At 67.2% G+C, this 969-nt stretch carries 1 pseudogene; it reads right to left on the reverse strand.

The annotated features are described in order from the left end of the window. A pseudogene (locus JCM19049_RS15455) lies at positions 1-969 on the reverse strand (DEAD/DEAH box helicase); the annotation flags it as partial.

Genomic DNA, 969 nt, shown 5'->3' on the forward strand with positions numbered 1-969 from the left:
CTGCTTCACCGGCGCCTCGTAAGCCACCAGTTCGGCCACCTCCCCAACAACCTCGGCCACGGCCGGCGAATTACGGTCCACCTTCTCAAAGGGAACCTTCAGTCCGGCCTGCTTGAGCAGCTGGGCCACATCCCCCTGCTGGTCGGTGGTGGCGATGGTGACCACGGTGCCGTCCGAGCCGGCACGGGCGGTGCGTCCCGAGCGGTGCAGGTAGGCCTTGTGCTCTGCCGGCGGGTCAATGTGCACCACCAGCTCCACCCCGTCCACGTGCACGCCGCGGGCGGCGACGTCGGTGGCCACCAGCACCTTGGCCGAGCCGTCGGAGAAGGCGGCCAGGTTGCGGTCACGGGCGTTCTGGCTCAGGTTGCCGTGCAGGTCCACGGCCGGGATGCCGGCCTTGGAAAGCCACAGCGCCATCTTCTTGGCGTGGTGCTTGGTGCGCATGAACATGATGCGCCGGCCCACACCGCTGGCCAGGGTACGCACCATCTCCTTCTTTTCCTCCGGATCCACCACGAAGACGCGGTGCTCCATGGTGTTCACGGCGGCCTTCGGCGCATCGACCGAATGCACGGTGGGGTTGTGCAGGTAGCGCTTGACCACCTTGTCCACCCCGTTGTCCAGGGTGGCGGAGAACAGCAGGTGCTGGATGCCCTGCGGGGTGCGGTCCAGGATGCGGCGCACCACCGGCAGGAAACCCATGTCGGCCATGTGGTCGGCCTCGTCGAGCACCGAGACCTCGACCTCGGACAGGTCCACGATCTTCTGCCCCATCAGGTCATCCAGGCGTCCGGGGCAGGCGATGACAATGTCCACGCCTCATTCATGGCCTTTTCCTGGCGCGACTGGGCGACCCCGCCGTAGATGACGGTGGTGCGCAGCCCGGCGGCGGCGGCCAGCGGGTTAATGGTCTTGGAAATCTGGGTGGCCAGCTCACGGGTGGGGGCCATGATCAGGCGCGCGGGAAAC

The sequence above is a fragment of the Arthrobacter sp. JCM 19049 genome (assembly GCF_001310435.1).